11 protein-coding genes are annotated in these 14,407 nt (G+C 69.0%); 6 read left to right on the top strand and 5 right to left on the bottom strand.

Annotation, left to right across the window (positions count from 1 at the left end; genetic code table 11):
- Nucleotides 1–566 precede the first annotated feature (566 nt).
- Both FAB82_RS27845 and FAB82_RS27840 read right to left on the bottom strand, forming a co-directional pair.
- Nucleotides 567–749, bottom strand: coding sequence for a DUF397 domain-containing protein (locus FAB82_RS27845; RefSeq protein ID WP_246039461.1), 183 nt, complete (start codon nt 747–749; stop codon nt 567–569).
- A complete protein-coding gene (locus tag FAB82_RS27840) occupies nt 742–1,545 on the bottom strand; it encodes a DUF5753 domain-containing protein (protein ID WP_246039460.1) in 804 nt (267 codons plus the stop codon). The genes FAB82_RS27845 and FAB82_RS27840 overlap by 8 nt, the downstream gene beginning before the upstream one ends.
- Nucleotides 1,546–1,815: 270 nt before the next feature.
- Here FAB82_RS27840 and FAB82_RS05835 point away from each other — a divergent pair, with 270 nt between their 5' ends.
- Nucleotides 1,816–2,142: a hypothetical protein gene (locus tag FAB82_RS05835; protein ID WP_136533596.1), complete on the top strand. Its 327-nt coding sequence runs from the start codon at nt 1,816–1,818 to the stop codon at nt 2,140–2,142.
- A gap of 11 nt (nt 2,143–2,153) precedes the next feature.
- Entirely contained in the window at nt 2,154–2,375 is a 222-nt protein-coding gene (locus tag FAB82_RS05830; protein ID WP_211116398.1) for a hypothetical protein, read from the top strand.
- Between the two features lie 35 nt (nt 2,376–2,410).
- Here FAB82_RS05830 and FAB82_RS05825 read toward each other — a convergent pair whose 3' ends face one another.
- Nucleotides 2,411–3,541: a nicotinate-nucleotide--dimethylbenzimidazole phosphoribosyltransferase gene (locus tag FAB82_RS05825; protein WP_136533594.1), complete on the bottom strand. Its 1,131-nt coding sequence runs from the start codon at nt 3,539–3,541 to the stop codon at nt 2,411–2,413.
- A 50-nt stretch (nt 3,542–3,591) separates the two neighbouring features.
- Here FAB82_RS05825 and dapF point away from each other — a divergent pair, with 50 nt between their 5' ends.
- Complete coding sequence (gene dapF, locus FAB82_RS05820) at nt 3,592–4,398, top strand: diaminopimelate epimerase (protein WP_136533611.1); 807 nt, start codon at nt 3,592–3,594, stop codon at nt 4,396–4,398.
- 185 nt (nt 4,399–4,583) lie between these two features.
- Nucleotides 4,584–8,267 (top strand): nSTAND1 domain-containing NTPase, encoded by a 3,684-nt coding sequence (locus FAB82_RS28330; protein ID WP_136533593.1) that lies wholly within the window; start codon nt 4,584–4,586, stop codon nt 8,265–8,267.
- Nucleotides 8,268–8,362: 95 nt separating this feature from the next.
- On the opposite strand, the gene FAB82_RS05810 is transcribed toward FAB82_RS28330, so the two are convergent.
- A complete protein-coding gene (locus tag FAB82_RS05810; protein ID WP_136533592.1) occupies nt 8,363–9,751 on the bottom strand; it encodes an NAD-dependent malic enzyme in 1,389 nt (462 codons plus the stop codon).
- Nucleotides 9,752–10,034: 283 nt separating this feature from the next.
- Between FAB82_RS05810 and hflX the strand changes: the two genes are divergently transcribed.
- Entirely contained in the window at nt 10,035–11,462 is a 1,428-nt protein-coding gene (hflX, locus tag FAB82_RS05805; protein WP_136533591.1) for a GTPase HflX, read from the top strand.
- Between the two features lie 140 nt (nt 11,463–11,602).
- Nucleotides 11,603–13,396 carry a hypothetical protein gene (locus FAB82_RS05800; RefSeq protein ID WP_136533590.1) on the top strand — a complete coding sequence of 598 codons (1,794 nt, stop codon included), beginning with the start codon at nt 11,603–11,605 and terminating at the stop codon, nt 13,394–13,396.
- A gap of 104 nt (nt 13,397–13,500) precedes the next feature.
- Here the strand turns inward: FAB82_RS05800 and lexA are convergent, their stop codons facing one another.
- Nucleotides 13,501–14,235, bottom strand: a complete 735-nt coding sequence (gene lexA, locus FAB82_RS05795; RefSeq protein WP_136533610.1) for a transcriptional repressor LexA — start codon at nt 14,233–14,235, stop codon at nt 13,501–13,503.
- Nucleotides 14,236–14,407: the final 172 nt, after the last annotated feature.

Below are 14,407 nucleotides of genomic sequence, written 5' to 3'. Positions count from 1 at the left end.
ATGTTCGCGGTCTTCGCCTCGATCACATGCGCCAGCACCGAGGCATGAGCGGCATTGATCAATGCCGCCGATGCATCGAGTGCGGAGTGGATGGCCTCGGACTTGCCCCGCCGATCCGAACCAGCGCCAGTGTTGGTGAGCGTCGGTGCCATGGCCTTCCACCTCCTCGATGAGCCGTATGGGAGTCGAACAGTCGGCTTGTTTCAGTCTGTCTGTTCTATGCCTCAATGGTGACACATGACTGGCCTGGCGGCATCACCCGATAGGGTGAATGTTTCGGTGTTTTCCCAGCTCAAGTGCCACGTACCCCGCGGTCGGACGTGTCGCGGATCGGCACCCCCCGGTCTCAACGATGCCCTCAGGGACCGACAAGACTCGGTGTCACTGCCACCCGCGGTCGGGCGCGTCGCGCGGGCACCCTCCACACCCTTCCGTCGCTGATGCCTGAAGACCGATCCGAACGGTGCGGGCCGCGAAGAACCGGCCTGGCTGGGGTTTTGAAGGTGGATAGCGGCGAGGGACCAGACCCTCGGTGGGTCGGTCCCTCTGCTCGGTGTCTGGGTCGGCTAGCGCTTGGCTGTGGACAGAAGCGCCGTGAAGTCCTTGGGGGTCATGCCGAAGACGGGGCTGTCCTGGTCAAGCTTGCTGTCGCGGACCTGGAACTCGCCGCTGCGCAGACGGGCCTCAACGCAGTCGTTGCCTTCTGCCCCACTTCGGCTCGACTTCCGCCATCCGTCGTTGTCAACCACGTCGGAACTCCTTAATCGTTCGTGCCTGCTCTTCGAAGTGCGAGACGAACCGGGCCAGGTGGGTCTCGACCGACACCGGTCGGTCCTCGTAACGAGCGCCGGAGATGGACTCCGAGTAGACCACATCCGGGTCGTCCGCCTCGAATCCTAGTACCGTGAACGGGCCGAACAGGTGGGGCCATGGACCGTCTGAGGCTGGCAGGTAGCGGATCGAGACGTTCGGGAGCCGATCCCGCTCGACCAGCAGGTCGATCTGTTGCTGGTCGCAGGTTCCGAGCAGGGCTGTCTCGCGCATCATCAATTGCACCTCGGGTAGGGGATTGCGCGACCAGAATTCGCGTTGGCGCTGCATACGAAGCTCGACTCTCTTATCCACGGACTCTGGTTCAGCCCCGGCGTGCAGCATCCTGGCGTGCTCTTCGGTCTGGAATAGACCGTGGACCAGATTGTCGAAGACGTAGATGCGGTCGGCATAGCTTTGCAAGCTGAACAGCATCGAGATGTCGCGGAACATGACTTCTGAAAACGGCTCCCACCACTCCTCGTCAGCCTCTGCTCGCAGGTACATCTGCTCGATGACGTGTTTGTCATTTCCCTTGAGCCCGTACAGCTTGCAGAGATCCGAGATATTGCTCAAGGTCAGATGCACCCGGTATCCGTGCTCCAGCCTTGACATCTGGGCTTTGCTCCGCACTATGCCCGCGCGGATCGCGTCCATTGCGGTCTTGCCCGCCGCCTCGCGTGCCCTCGCCAGTCTCCTGCCGAACTGGATCCGAAGGAAGGTCTTCTCAGCCATGTCACGGAGTGTGGCACGCCGAGTACCCATTGGGGAAGGTCCAAAATGTGTTCCAGTATGACCCCCCTATTACTGGAACCTGTCCGTTCGGGCGTTTGTGCTTGCTCTGGCGCCGCGCGATCACTTACGGTCATACACATCCGAGGTCGTGGGCGTTCGTCCACATGTTGACCTCGGTGTGGTGGGGAAATAGACGGCCCGTCGGGATTCGAATCTTGGCGGACTTGGCTCCCGGCGGGCCGTCGCAACCCAAGAGAAGGGATGCTTCTCATGGACGCATCGAGCGTAGTTCACGCTGCCGTCAAACCGCCAGACCGATTCGCCGGGGCGGGCGAGTTGATCCCGTCCCGTATGGATCTCGCCGTCGAATGGGACACGCCGGAGCGCATCAATTTCGAGCTGTGGGTCGATTCCGAAGTCGGCGACGGCATCATCCTCGCCATCTGCGACGGGCCCGCCGAGATCGGCGGGGACGTCCAGATTGCGGGCGACCAGATGTGCGTCACCTGGCGCGGCGCGCTTTCCGATCGGCCCCGGGCCTGGCTCAATGCCCAGCGCGCCCGAGCCGGTCGGCTCTATTTCGGCCACCGACCATGACCGTCCTCGGCATGTTCGCTTACGCCGACATGAACGTCGAGGTCCAGTCGATCCGCAGCGAAGTGCTCGCCTACGAAGTTCTCTGGCTGCGTCGGGTCGATTCGAAACCGGAAGTGACCATTGCCGTTCGCAGGCCCACCGGCATCGCCGTCGCCAATCTGTTCGACCTCGAACCGGCCGAGCTCGACAGCGCTCTATCCGAATTCCTCAAGCGCCGGTCCGACTCGGTCTGACCCGGCGTGGCCCGACTGGATTCGTCCTGGACTCGTCAGGCGGACTCGGTCCTGTCCTCGGCAGTTTCGGGGCTCTCCCCGGCTTCGTCGTCCGGTTGGTCGTCGGATTCGGTGGAGGCTTCGGTCGCGGTCTCCGCTTCGGCCTTCTCGTCCTCGTCCTCGTCTTCTTCTTCCTTGGGCGGGAACGGCAGTGCCGACGCAAGTCTTAGCGACTGCTGGACCATGTCCCAGCCGAGGATCAGGGCCGAGGTTTCACCTAGGTCCAGTCCCAGTCCCAGATCATCGGCTAGGCCGCCCTGCTTGGCGAGCTTGGTGATCACTGGGTGCGGGGCGCGGTTCGGCGCGTAGCACCACTTCGGTGCCGCCAGCCCGAAGTCGCGGGCGATCATCATGGCCGCCAGCGCCGCCGGACCGTCAAGCAGCACCGGGGTCGAGCGCACGGCGGCGGTGAAGATGGTCGCGGCCATGGTGGCGATCTCGGCGCCGCCGAGGCGCGACGCCAGCGCGTCGGCCTTGCGTTTGAAGCCGCGGTTGAACGCCAGGTGGTCGCGGAGCGCCGCGACGCGGCCCATCCACGACCGGTCGTCCACGATGCCGCCGGGGGCGCGCAGCTGCGGCATGTACGAGGTGATGTCCTCCTTGGCGATGAAGGAGCACACCCCCACGGAAGCAGTGGAGGCTCCGGCACCGAGACCGGCGATCAGGAGGATGTCGGCGCCGCCGTCGATGGCCCGGTCGGCCGTCTCGCGGCCGAGCGTCAGGGCCGCCTGAAGCTGGTCGTCGTCCAGCAGCGGGCCTTCGCTGCCCCCACTGGCGGCAGTGCGGACCACCGTGACGGGCAGTCCGGCGCGCGCGGCCTGCTCGGCCAGGCGGCCCTCGCCGCGTTCGAGTGCGTCGGCCTGCTCGGTCACGCTCTCGCGCTCGCCGGAGGCCCAGCCGTCGGGGTACTCCCCGGCGAACAGCAGCATCTGCGGCGAGGCGAACGGCTCGGGGCTGTCGGTGCTCTGCATGCGCGCCGCCCAACCCACGGCCGGCTGGAGGCCGCCGAGGCCGGAGCCCTCGATGAGGGCGTCTTGCAGGCGGGCGTTCGCGCGGGTGGTCCACACCCCGTTGGGGAACTTCGCCTTCAGGTCGTCAAGGGGGCCGGCGCCGGTCGTTTCTGTCACGGCATAAGGCTAGCGCGGCGCGAGTGCGGCACAATGGCGATGTGCACACCATCGACTTCGCCAAGGGCCACGGCACCGGCAACGACTTCGTGATCGTCCTCGACCGGGCCGGGACGCGCCCGCTCGAAGCCGCCCAGGTGGCGGCGCTGTGCGACCGGCGCTCAGGGCTCGGCGGGGACGGCCTCCTGCGCGTCGTCCCCTCCGAGGATTCATCCGCGCTGGACTCAAGTTCACCTCCGGCGAAGTGGTTCATGGACTACCGCAATGCCGACGGCTCGATCGCCGAGATGTGCGGCAATGGCGTCCGGGTGTTCGCCCGCTACCTGCTCGAACAGGGCCTGGTCGACGGCGAGGAGATCCCGGTGGCGACGCGTGGCGGGATCAAGACGGTCAAGGTCGTCGGCGATGAGTTCAGCGTCGACATGGGCCCCGCCTCGTTCGGCCCCGCCTCCCAGGCCAGTATCGATGGTTTCGAATGGCCCGGCCAGGCCGTGTCCATGGGCAACCCGCACCTGGTGTGCCAACTGGGCGACGCCGCCGAGCTCGACTCGCTCGAACTGCACCACCGGCCCCACTACGACGAGACGGTCTTCCCCGAGGGCGTCAATGTCGAATTCGTCGTCGGCGAGGCACCTCACGTGCGCATGCGCGTCCACGAACGCGGCGTAGGCGAGACCCACTCCTGCGGCACCGGCGCCTGCGCCGTCGCCGCCGTCGCACTGCGCCGCGCGGGCCTGGACACTGGCGTCTGCAAGGTCGACGTGCCCGGCGGGACGCTCACCGTGACCGTCACCGAATCGACCATCCACCTGCAGGGGCCGGCCGTCATCGTCGCGGAGGGCACCGCCCGCATCTGACGGGGACGCGCAGCGGCGCTTCATCGGGAAGATGAGCCGAGGGCACCGCCCGTCTGTAACGTTTCGCAATCTTCTGGACACCGTGGAGCCTCCTGAGCTTCATTTTGCGAAGATGCGCAGGGGAACCGGCCACAACATGAGCGTGGCCGAGCTGAGACCTTGACACGATCTGCCAGACTTGCGGCATGTCGCCCTCCAACCCCCGCAACGAACTCGGACAGCAGCCCCGCGGCGACGTGCGCGCCGCGGTGGAAGCGGTCCTGTACGCCGCCACCGATACCGACGACGAGCACCTGACCGAGATCGTCGCCGCGCACCTGTCGCGGCTACGTGAAGACTTCGGCGAGACGGACGACCTCCTCGTCCAGGTCCACCGCGCCCTCGACCTGCTCCAGGACGGCCTCTACGAGCGCGAGACCCGTCGGCGCACCGAGACCGACGAGAGCCGGCTCCGCGCCGTCCAGCTCCGGCTGATCCGTGAGGAACTGGTCGGCCTCGCCGGCCGCCTCGACGGCGCCGGAGCCGTTCCCGAGCAACGCAGCCCGCGCTGGCAGCGCGAATCCCCCTACCAGGGGCTGTGGCCGTTCGAGGCGGACCAGGCGCCGGTCTTCTACGGCCGCTCGCGCCTGACCGCCGAGCTCACCGGGCACCTGGAGGCCTGCCTGGACCGCACCGGCATGGCCGTCGTGACCGGCGCGTCCGGGGCGGGCAAGTCCTCGCTCGTCCGTGCCGGACTCATCCCCGCGATCGCCGGGGGCCAGCTGCCCATCGAGGGTTCCTCCGACTGGCCGGTCCTGACCCTCACCCCCGGGCCGAACCCGCTCGACGAACTCGCCGCCCACCTCGCGGCGGCGACCGGTACCGACGCGGAGGCGATCCGCACCACGCTCGCCTCCCGCCCCGACCAGGCCCGCCACTACGCCCGCCAGGCCGTCATCGCCCACGCCGAGAGCGTCGAGCCCGAGCGCCGCGACCTGGTGCGCGGCAGCGGGCGGCTGCTCGTGTTCGTGGACCAGTTCGAAGAGGCCTTCACCCTCGCCCGTGACGACGCCGCCCGCAGCGCCTTTATCGACGCGCTCTTCGCCATCGGCGCCAAGGGAACCGACGCTCCCGCTGGTGCCGTCGTCATCGGCGTCCGCGGCGACTTCATCGACCGGTGCGCCGCCATCCCCGCCATGGTGCCCGTGCTGCGCCGCCACTCCTTCGTGGTCGGCCCGCCCGAACCCGAGGAACTGCGTCAGGTCATCACCGGCCCCGCCGCCGAGGCCGGACTCCGCGTCGAGGAGGGCCTGGCCGACGAGATCCTGGCCGACCTGCGCGCCGCCACCTCGGCCGCCTCGCCCGGCGCCCTCCCGCTGCTGTCCCAGACGATGTTCTCGATCTGGCAGCGCCGCGACGCCAGCGGCCTCACCCGCGCCGCCTACCAGGAGATCGGCGGCGTCGCCCGCGCCATCGAGGTCGCCGCCGAAGAGGTCCACCTGCGGCTGACCCCGCGCCAGCGGACCCTCACCAACGAGCTCTTCCGCCGACTCACCGTCATCGACCGCCACGGCGAGGTCTCCCGCCGCCGCGCCGGACGCTCCGACCTGCTCGCCGTCTTCCCCGACCTCGCGCCCGTGCTGGAGATGTTCACCGCCGCGCGCCTCCTCGTGATGACGGGCGACACCGTCGAGATCGCCCACGACGTGCTCCTGCGCTCCTGGAAGCGCCTCGACACCTGGCTCCAGTCCGACCGGATGCACCGCGCCCTCCTCACCGAGGTCGCCGACGACGCCGCCGAATGGCTCGACCACCGCCGCGACCCCTCGTTCCTGTACCGCGGCGCCAAGTTCGAGACCGCCCAGTCCACCAGGGCCGCATGGGACTCCAACCCGGACTCCTACCGCGAATGGAACGAGGACGTCGAGTCCTTCCTGAACTCCGCCCGCCACGCCGCCACCCGCCGCTCCCTCGCCCGCCGCACCGCCGCCATCTCGGTGACCGCGCTCCTGGCGGTCTCCGTCACCGCCGCCGGCATCGCCTTCAACACCGGCTCCGAGCTCCGCGACGAACGCAACCGCCTCCTCGCCGACAACCTCGCCGCCACCTCCGGCGAGATGGCCGGGCGCGACGGCGACCTCTCGCGACTCCTCGCCGCCGCGGCCTGGGACCTCGAACCCAGCGCCGACCACCAGAACGCCATGGTCGGCGCCGTCGGCGACCCCGTCGCCGAGACCGTCGAGGCCCACCTCGACGACGTCCAGCAGCTCGCCTACAGCCCCACCGGCGAATACCTCGCCTCCTCCGGCGGCGAAGGCGACATCGTCGTCTGGAACCTCGAACGCGGCGAAGAGCAGTCGCGCATCGAAGGCCTCGAAGGCACCGGCGCGCTCGCCTTCAGCCCCACCGGCGACGCCCTGGCGTTCGGCGCCGACGACGGCGTCCACGTCGTCAGCCCCGCCAACGCCACCGAACAGGCCGTCCTCGCCGCCCCCGCCGACCTCTCCGAATTCCAGTTCAGCCCCGACGGGAACTTCCTGCTCGCCCGCGACGGCGACCAGACCGCCGCCTGGTCCACCGAGGACTACGAGCCCGCCAAGGCCGAGACCGAACCGACCTGGAACGACGACGAGCACCGCGCCGTCGCCGCCGGCGGCCGCTTCGCCGTCGAATGGTCCGCCGACGCCGTCACCCTCATCGACCTCGCCCTCGGCCAGCCCGTTCGCACCTCCTACACGCGCGACCTGATCATCGACGCCGCCGTCAACCCCGACGGCTCCGCCATCGCCATCGCGGTCGGCTCCGAGATCCGCAATATCGCCACCGCCGACATGACCGCCGTCGACGCCTTCGACACCGGCGTGGTCGACGCCCTCGACTTCGATGCGAACGGCTCCATGCTCGCCGTCACCGGCGCCGAGGGCACCACCGTCTGGGCCCTCGAAGACGGCCAGCTCGCCTCCGAACCGCTCTACAACGCCACCTCAAGGCCCGGCGACCTCGTCCGCCTCCACCCGAACGGCGAAGAGGTCCTGATCGCCGACGAAGGCCGCTACCGGCTCATCGACCTCGAGACCGGCACCGAAGTCGACGTCCCCTGGAACAGCGAGGACTGGATCGCCCACATCGACTTCAGCCCCGACGGCCGCTGGATCACCGTCATCGACGGCGAGAACAACTCCGAAGGCGACGAGGTCTCCCTGACGCTCGACCAGCACGCCACCATCCTCGACGCCGAGACCGGCCAGGAGCACCTGACCATCGAACCGGTCAACGGCGAGACCGCGATGCTCGGCGAGGACACCGTCGCCTACAGCCCCGACGGGCAGCAGATCGCCGCCATCGCGGGCGGCGCCGTCAAGGTCTGGAACCTCGAGTCCGGCACGGTCACCGCCGAGATCCCCGGCGACTTCGCCACCGCCTCGGGCCTGCGCTTCAGCGCCGACTCCGACCGGCTCGTCGCCTCCGGCGAGGACGCCCCCCTCGTGTGGGACCAGTCGGAGAACCAGATGCTCACCATGGAGCAGCCGCCCGGCGAGGACGCCTTCTCCGTCGAGTTCGACCCGGTCGCCAGCCTCACCGCCGACGGCGGATACGTCATCCAGACCGGCAGCTCCGACCGGACCGTGCGCATCTGGGACGCCGACACCGGCGCCTACATCACCGCGCTGGCTATGACCGGCGAGCCGCTGCTGCAACGCCACCTGCCCGGCCAGGGCGCGGTGCTGGGCCTCGACGCCGAGGGCTCGGTCCACCGGCAGGAGTACGACTTCCTCGCCGACCCGTACGGCGCCGTCTGCGCCGAGGCCGGCCGGACCCTCACCAGGGACGAGTGGGACGAGTACCTCCCCGGCATCGGCTACGGCTCGATCGGTGTCTGCAACGGCTAGAACGCGCAGGCTCGATCGGCGTCTGCAACGGCTAGATCGAACAGCGCGAAGGCCCTGGGAGCCAATCGCTCCCAGGGCCTTCGTCGTTGCCTGAACTACCGCATGACCTCCTTGACCGCCGCGGCCACCGCCGGGGCGACGTGCGGGTCGAACACGCTCGGGACGATGTAGGTCGCGTTGACCTTCTCCTCGCCCACGCAGTCGGCGATCGCACCCGCCGCGGCCAGCGCCGCGTCGTCGTTCCAGCCGCGCGCCTGCGCATCTAGCAGCCCCCGGAACACGCCCGGGAAGGCCAGCACGTTATTGATCTGGTTCGGCAGATCGCTGCGGCCGGTCGCCACGATCGCCGCGTACCGCGCCGCCTCGGTCGGGTTGATCTCCGGATCCGGGTTGGCCAGTGCGAACACGATCGGGTCCTTCGCCATCTTGGCCACGTCGGAGCCCTTGAGGATGTTCGGGGCGCTGACGCCGATGAACACGTCCGAGCCAGCGACGGCGCCGGACAGGTCCCCGGCGTAGTCGTCCTTGTTGAAGTGCTCGCCGAGCCACTTCCAGGTCTCGTTATCGCAGTCGAACTTCGAGTGGAGCGCGCCGTCGCGGTCCACCGGGATGATGTCGCCGATCCCGGCCTTCTCCAGCAGCCGCATGATCGCCGTCCCGGCGGCGCCGCAGCCGACGACCGTGGCCCGCACGTCGGCGAAGTCCTTGCCGACCACCCGCAGCGCGTTGGTCAGCGCCGCCAGCACCACGATCGCGGTGCCGTGCTGGTCGTCGTGGAAGACGGGGATGTCGAGCCGTTCGCGCAGCCGCGCCTCGATTTCGAAGCAGCGGGGCGCGGCGATGTCCTCCAGGTTGATGCCGCCGTAGGTCGGCGCGAGGGCCGCCACGATATTGACGATCTCGTCGGTGTCCTGGGTGTCCAGGCACACCGGCCAGGCGTCGACGTCGGCGAACTTCTTGAACAGGGCCGCCTTGCCCTCCATGACCGGCATCGCGGCCTCCGGTCCGATATTGCCCAGGCCCAGCACGGCCGAACCGTCGGAGACGACCGCGACGGTATTGCGCTTGATGGTCAGGCGCCGGGCGTCATCGGGGTTCTCGGCGATCGCCATGCAGACTCGCGCCACGCCCGGGGTGTAGGCCATCGACAGGTCGTCGCGGTTCTTCAGCGGAACCTTCGGCTGCACCTCGATCTTGCCGCCGAGGTGCATCAGGAAGGTCCGGTCGGAGACCTTCTTGACATCGAAGTCCGGCATGGCCTCGAGGATCTGCGTGACCTGCTCGGCGTGCGCCGAGTCGGAGGTGTCGCAGGTGAGGTCGACCACCATGCGCTTATTGTCGGAGGAGACGACGTCGAGGGCGGTGACGATCGCTCCGGCCTGCCCCACGACGGTGGCGAGCCTTCCGGCCGCTCCCGGGTCCGCTGAGAGCGCCAGCCGGACCGTGATCGAAAAGCCCGCGCTGGGAAGCCGCGCTGTAGACATGCCACTCCTTGATGTTCACCACGCTGTGGAACGAGAAAACAGGTACCGACAAGTCTGCCACCGCGCGCGCCCCGCCCGACCGCGCCCGGCCCGCTCGTGACCGCCCCGACCTGCGGCCTTGCCCCGGACCCCGCGACCCGGCCGACCTGCGCCGCCGCGACCAATAAGACCAAATCAGGCCGGGGGTGACTCGTCCCCTTTGTCCCCGGCCCCGCGCGGTGATTCGTGCCGGTCACCGAATATTCGTTTCGAGTTGTCCCCGAGACGTGTCAAGCTTGAGTCAATGCACAACGAACAACGCGATTTCAACGAACAGCTTCCCTCCGCCGGAACCCCTTCGACCGGGGAACTGGACCTCGAGGCCCGCCAGGCGCTGCGGCGCGTCACCGGCGTCGCCTCCACCGAACTCGCCGACGTCACCGACGCCGAGTACCGCCGTCTCCGTCTCGAACAGGTCGTCCTGGTCGGGGTGTGGACCGAAGGCTCCGCCGAGGACGCCGAGAACTCCCTCGCCGAACTCGCCGCCCTCGCCGAGACCGCCGGGTCCGTCGTGGTCGACGGCCTGATCCAGCGCCGCTCCAAGCCCGACGCCGGCACCTTCATCGGCTCGGGCAAGGTCCGCGAGGTCAAGGACGTGGTCGAGGCGCTCGGCGCCGACACCGTCATCTGCGACGGCGAACTCTCGCCCGGCCAGCTGATCGCCCTCGAGAAGATCATCAACGTCAAGGTCGTCGACCGCACCGCGCTGATCCTCGACATCTTCGCCCAGCACGCCAAGAGCGCCGAGGGCAAGGCCCAAGTCGAGCTCGCGCAGCTCCAGTACCTGCTGCCGCGCCTGCGCGGCTGGGGTGACGCCATGAGCCGCCAGGCGGGCGGCCGGGCCGGCTCCAACGGCGGCGTGGGCCTGCGCGGCCCCGGCGAGACCAAGCTCGAGACCGACCGGCGGCGCATCCGCAACAAGGTCGCCAAGCTGCGCCGCGAACTGGCCAAGCTCACCGTCACCCGCGAGACCAAGCGCGACTCCCGTACCCGCAACCGGGTCCCGGCCGTCGCGATCGCCGGATACACCAACGCCGGCAAGTCGAGCCTGCTCAACCAGCTGACGGGCGCGGGCATCCTGGTCCAGGACGCCCTGTTCGCCACCCTCGACACCTCCACGAGGCGCTCGCGCACCGCCGAGGGCCGCGAGTTCACCATCTCCGACACCGTCGGATTCGTGCGGCACCTGCCGCACCAGCTCATCGAGGCCTTCCGCTCGACCCTCGAAGAGGTCGCCGAGTCGGACCTGGTCGTCCACGTCATCGACGGCGCGAACCCCGACCCCGTCGGACAGGCCGACGCCGTCCGCGAGGTCCTCGCTGAGGTCGGCGCCGAAGAGGTCCCCGAACTGCTGGTCGTCAACAAACTCGACGCGGTCGAACCCGACCAGCTGCTCCAACTGCGCTCGGACTGGCCCGATGCGGTCTTCGTGTCCGCCCGGACCGGAGAGGGCATCGACAAGCTCCGCGCCGCGATCGAGCAGGCCCTGCCGCAGCCCGACGTGAGCCTCACCGTCTGCATCCCCTACGTCCGCGGCGACCTGGTCTCGCGAATCCGGGTCCGCGGCGAGGTGCTCACGACCGATCACCGAGGTGACGGAACGGTGATGACGGTCCGCGTCGACGCCGGTCTGGCTGGAGAATTGCGGCCGTTCGTCCACGAAAACGCCTGAAAACGAGTGGTCTTCAACATGTCTCGCCGGGGCCTCGGCAATGCGCAGGCGTGTTCTGGAACACTTGCGTGATGCGAGAGCGTCTTGGTGGACGTGTTGCCTGGCCAACACGTCTCGCCGCTGGTTTGGCAGGACTGGCATTGACGATAGTGGCGGTGCCCGCGCACGCCCAGGACGATGAGTCCGGGGGCGCTACGGAGCTGTGCGCGCTGAACGACCCGCGCCTGGGCAGCGGCTCCGGCCTCACCGCCGCGCCCGACGGCAACGGCTGGTGGATCCTGCCCGACAGGAACAACCAGACCACCGGGATGGCCATTCTCAAGGTCGGCGAGGACTGCAACGTCGACCAGAACGAGAGCATGTTCATCGAGCACCAGCCGATCGACCCGCAGGCGCTGGCGGTCGGCCCCGACGATCTGCTGTGGGCGGCCGACACCGGCGGCGCGACCGACCGGGACAGCATCTCGGTCACCTATGCCACGCCCGGGGACTCGTCCACCGCCAGCATGTACCGGTTCGTCTTCCCCAACAGCGCGGAGGAGACCAACGCGTTCGTGGTGCAGTCCGACGGCAATCCGATCTTCTTCGGGGCCGGGGAGGGCGAGGCGAACCTGTTCACTCCCTCCGCCGACCTGGCCGAATACGACACGCCGCTGGAGAACGCGGGCTCGGTCGAGCTCCCGGAGGGCGGCGCCGTCACCGGGGCGGCGCTCAATGCCGACGGCTCGAAGGTCGTGCTGCGCACCGCCGACAGCGCCTACGAGTGGTCCGTGGAGGAGGGCGACGTGGTCGGCGCCCTGACCGGCGGCGCTCCGGCGGTCACCCCGATCGAGGACGAGGGCGGCCCGCAGGGCATCGCCTACGACGCCGACGGCAACTTCGTCACCCTCGCCACGCAGGACAACCAGGACCCCTACGGCACGCTCACGCAGTACACCCCGGCGGCTCCGGCCGCCGATGACGGCGGCGGCGAGGGTGAGGACGAGGCGGCTGGCGACGAGGCCGCGGCGGAAGACGACCAAAGCTTCGCCGACTGGGCGATCGCGAACATCGACACCGTCATCAAGCTCCTGGCCGGGATCGCGGTCGTGGGCATGCTCGTCATGATCGGCGGCATCGTGGCGATCCGCAAGGCCAAGCGCCGCAATGGGAATGACGACGAGGACGCTCCGCTGGGCTTCGCCCGCGAGGAGTCGGGCTTCGGCGACGACAAGGACGACCCGGTCGACCTCGGCCTGGACGCGGGTCAACCGGATCCCGACCTCGGGCAGGTCGCCCGGGGCAGCGGCGGCGGCCAGGTCTACGGCGCAGCGGCTCCGGCGGAGCCGAGCGGCAATGTCTACGGTGCCGCGCGTCCGGTCCCTCCCGCAGCACCGCCCCCGCCCCCGGCCCCGCCGGCCGAACCCTCGGGCAATGTCTACGGCGCCGCACGTCCGGCTCCGTCGGCCGAACCTTCCGGGAACGTCTACGGCGCCGCCCCCCGTCAGGAGTCCTCCGGAACGGTCTTCGGCGGCGCCCAACCGCCCGCCCGCTCCGAACCCCAGTACGGGGCCTTCGAGGGCGGCGGCCACGGCAGTGTCTACGACGACGGCGCCAAGGGCGCCTCGTTCGCGGTCGAGCCTCCGGCTCCCGCGCCCCCGCCGCCTCCCGCTCCCAGCGCTTACGGCACGCCGCGCGAGTCGACCGGTTCGGTCTACGGCGCGGGCGGCGCCCGTCCGGAGCCGACCGGCTCGGTCTACGGGAGCGGCGCTCAGCCGGCCGCGCCCGGCGGCGCCTACCCGCCCGCGCGCGGCGATGCGAATCCGCCCGCACCCGGTGGCGGCAGGCAATACGGTTCGGGGGCAAGCGAACGGACCCCGGAGTCGGATGACGACTACTGGGGTCCGCCTGGAAGTGCCCCTGGAAGCGGCACTGCTTATGGCCGAGGGCGTTAGCGGTCCGCACACACTAACTGGTGCGGCCGTGCGCTCGGGTTACCGGGAGTTGCGGGGCTGAACGTGGCCGGGGACAGCCCATATCGTCGGGCTCGGAACTTGGTTCAGATCTTGCGGAGGACGGCCACCACGCGGCCGAGGATCTCCGCCTCCGAGGCGTCGATCGGGTCGTACAGCGCATTCGCCGGCAGCAGCCATGGCTTGCCGCTCTTGCGCTTCCAAGTCTTGACGGTGGCTTCACCGTCGATCATGGCGGCGACGATCTCCCCGTTGAGCGCGTCCGGCTGCTGCCGCACCACGACCCAGTCGCCGTCGGTGATGGCGGCCTCCACCATCGAGTCGCCTTTGACTCGCAGCAGGAAGTGAACGCCCTCCCCGACGAACTCGGCCGGCAGCGGCATGACGTCGTAATCGCGTTCCTCGGCGAGGATCGGCGTCCCCGCGGCGATCTCGCCGACCATCGGGACGTAACGCGGGCGCGGGTGCTGCGAGCAGGTCTGGACGCCTCCCGGCGTGGACTGCTTGACACCGACCGCGCGCGGCCTGCCGGCGAGCCGGTTGAGGTAGCCCTTGCGTTCGAGTTGCTTCATCTGATAGGCGACCGACGAGGCCGACGCGAGGCCGACCTCCGCGCCGATTTCACGGACTGATGGGGGGTACCCCCGATTGTTGATGAACTCCTCGATGTACTCGAGGACTTGCTGTTGCCGACGCGTCAGCTTCCGCGTTTTCGGTCGGGCTGTAGTGGTCTCGCTAGCCACAGGAAGCTCCTGTAAGACAAATGGGTCGGTATGTCTGATTCCGACAATGTAACTCAGGTGAAAGGGCAAGTCAAACATTCGTGCGACTTCGGCGTGTCGCGGGGCCAGGCCCAAATGAGCCCGACGGCGGACCTGATGGTGAATCGGATGCGGTCCGGGATTACGAATTTGTCAAATCGAGCTAGGATTGACACAAGATCTAGTGGTGTGATGTATCGTCTCTCACTAGGTGTAGGGGTCGCAGCTCGCG

This window comes from Glycomyces buryatensis, assembly GCF_004912275.1.
Taxonomy (GTDB): Bacteria; Actinomycetota; Actinomycetes; order Mycobacteriales; family Micromonosporaceae; genus Glycomyces; species Glycomyces buryatensis.
The sequence above is the reverse complement of the archived record's forward strand: the minus strand, read 5'-3'. Positions and strand labels throughout refer to the sequence as shown.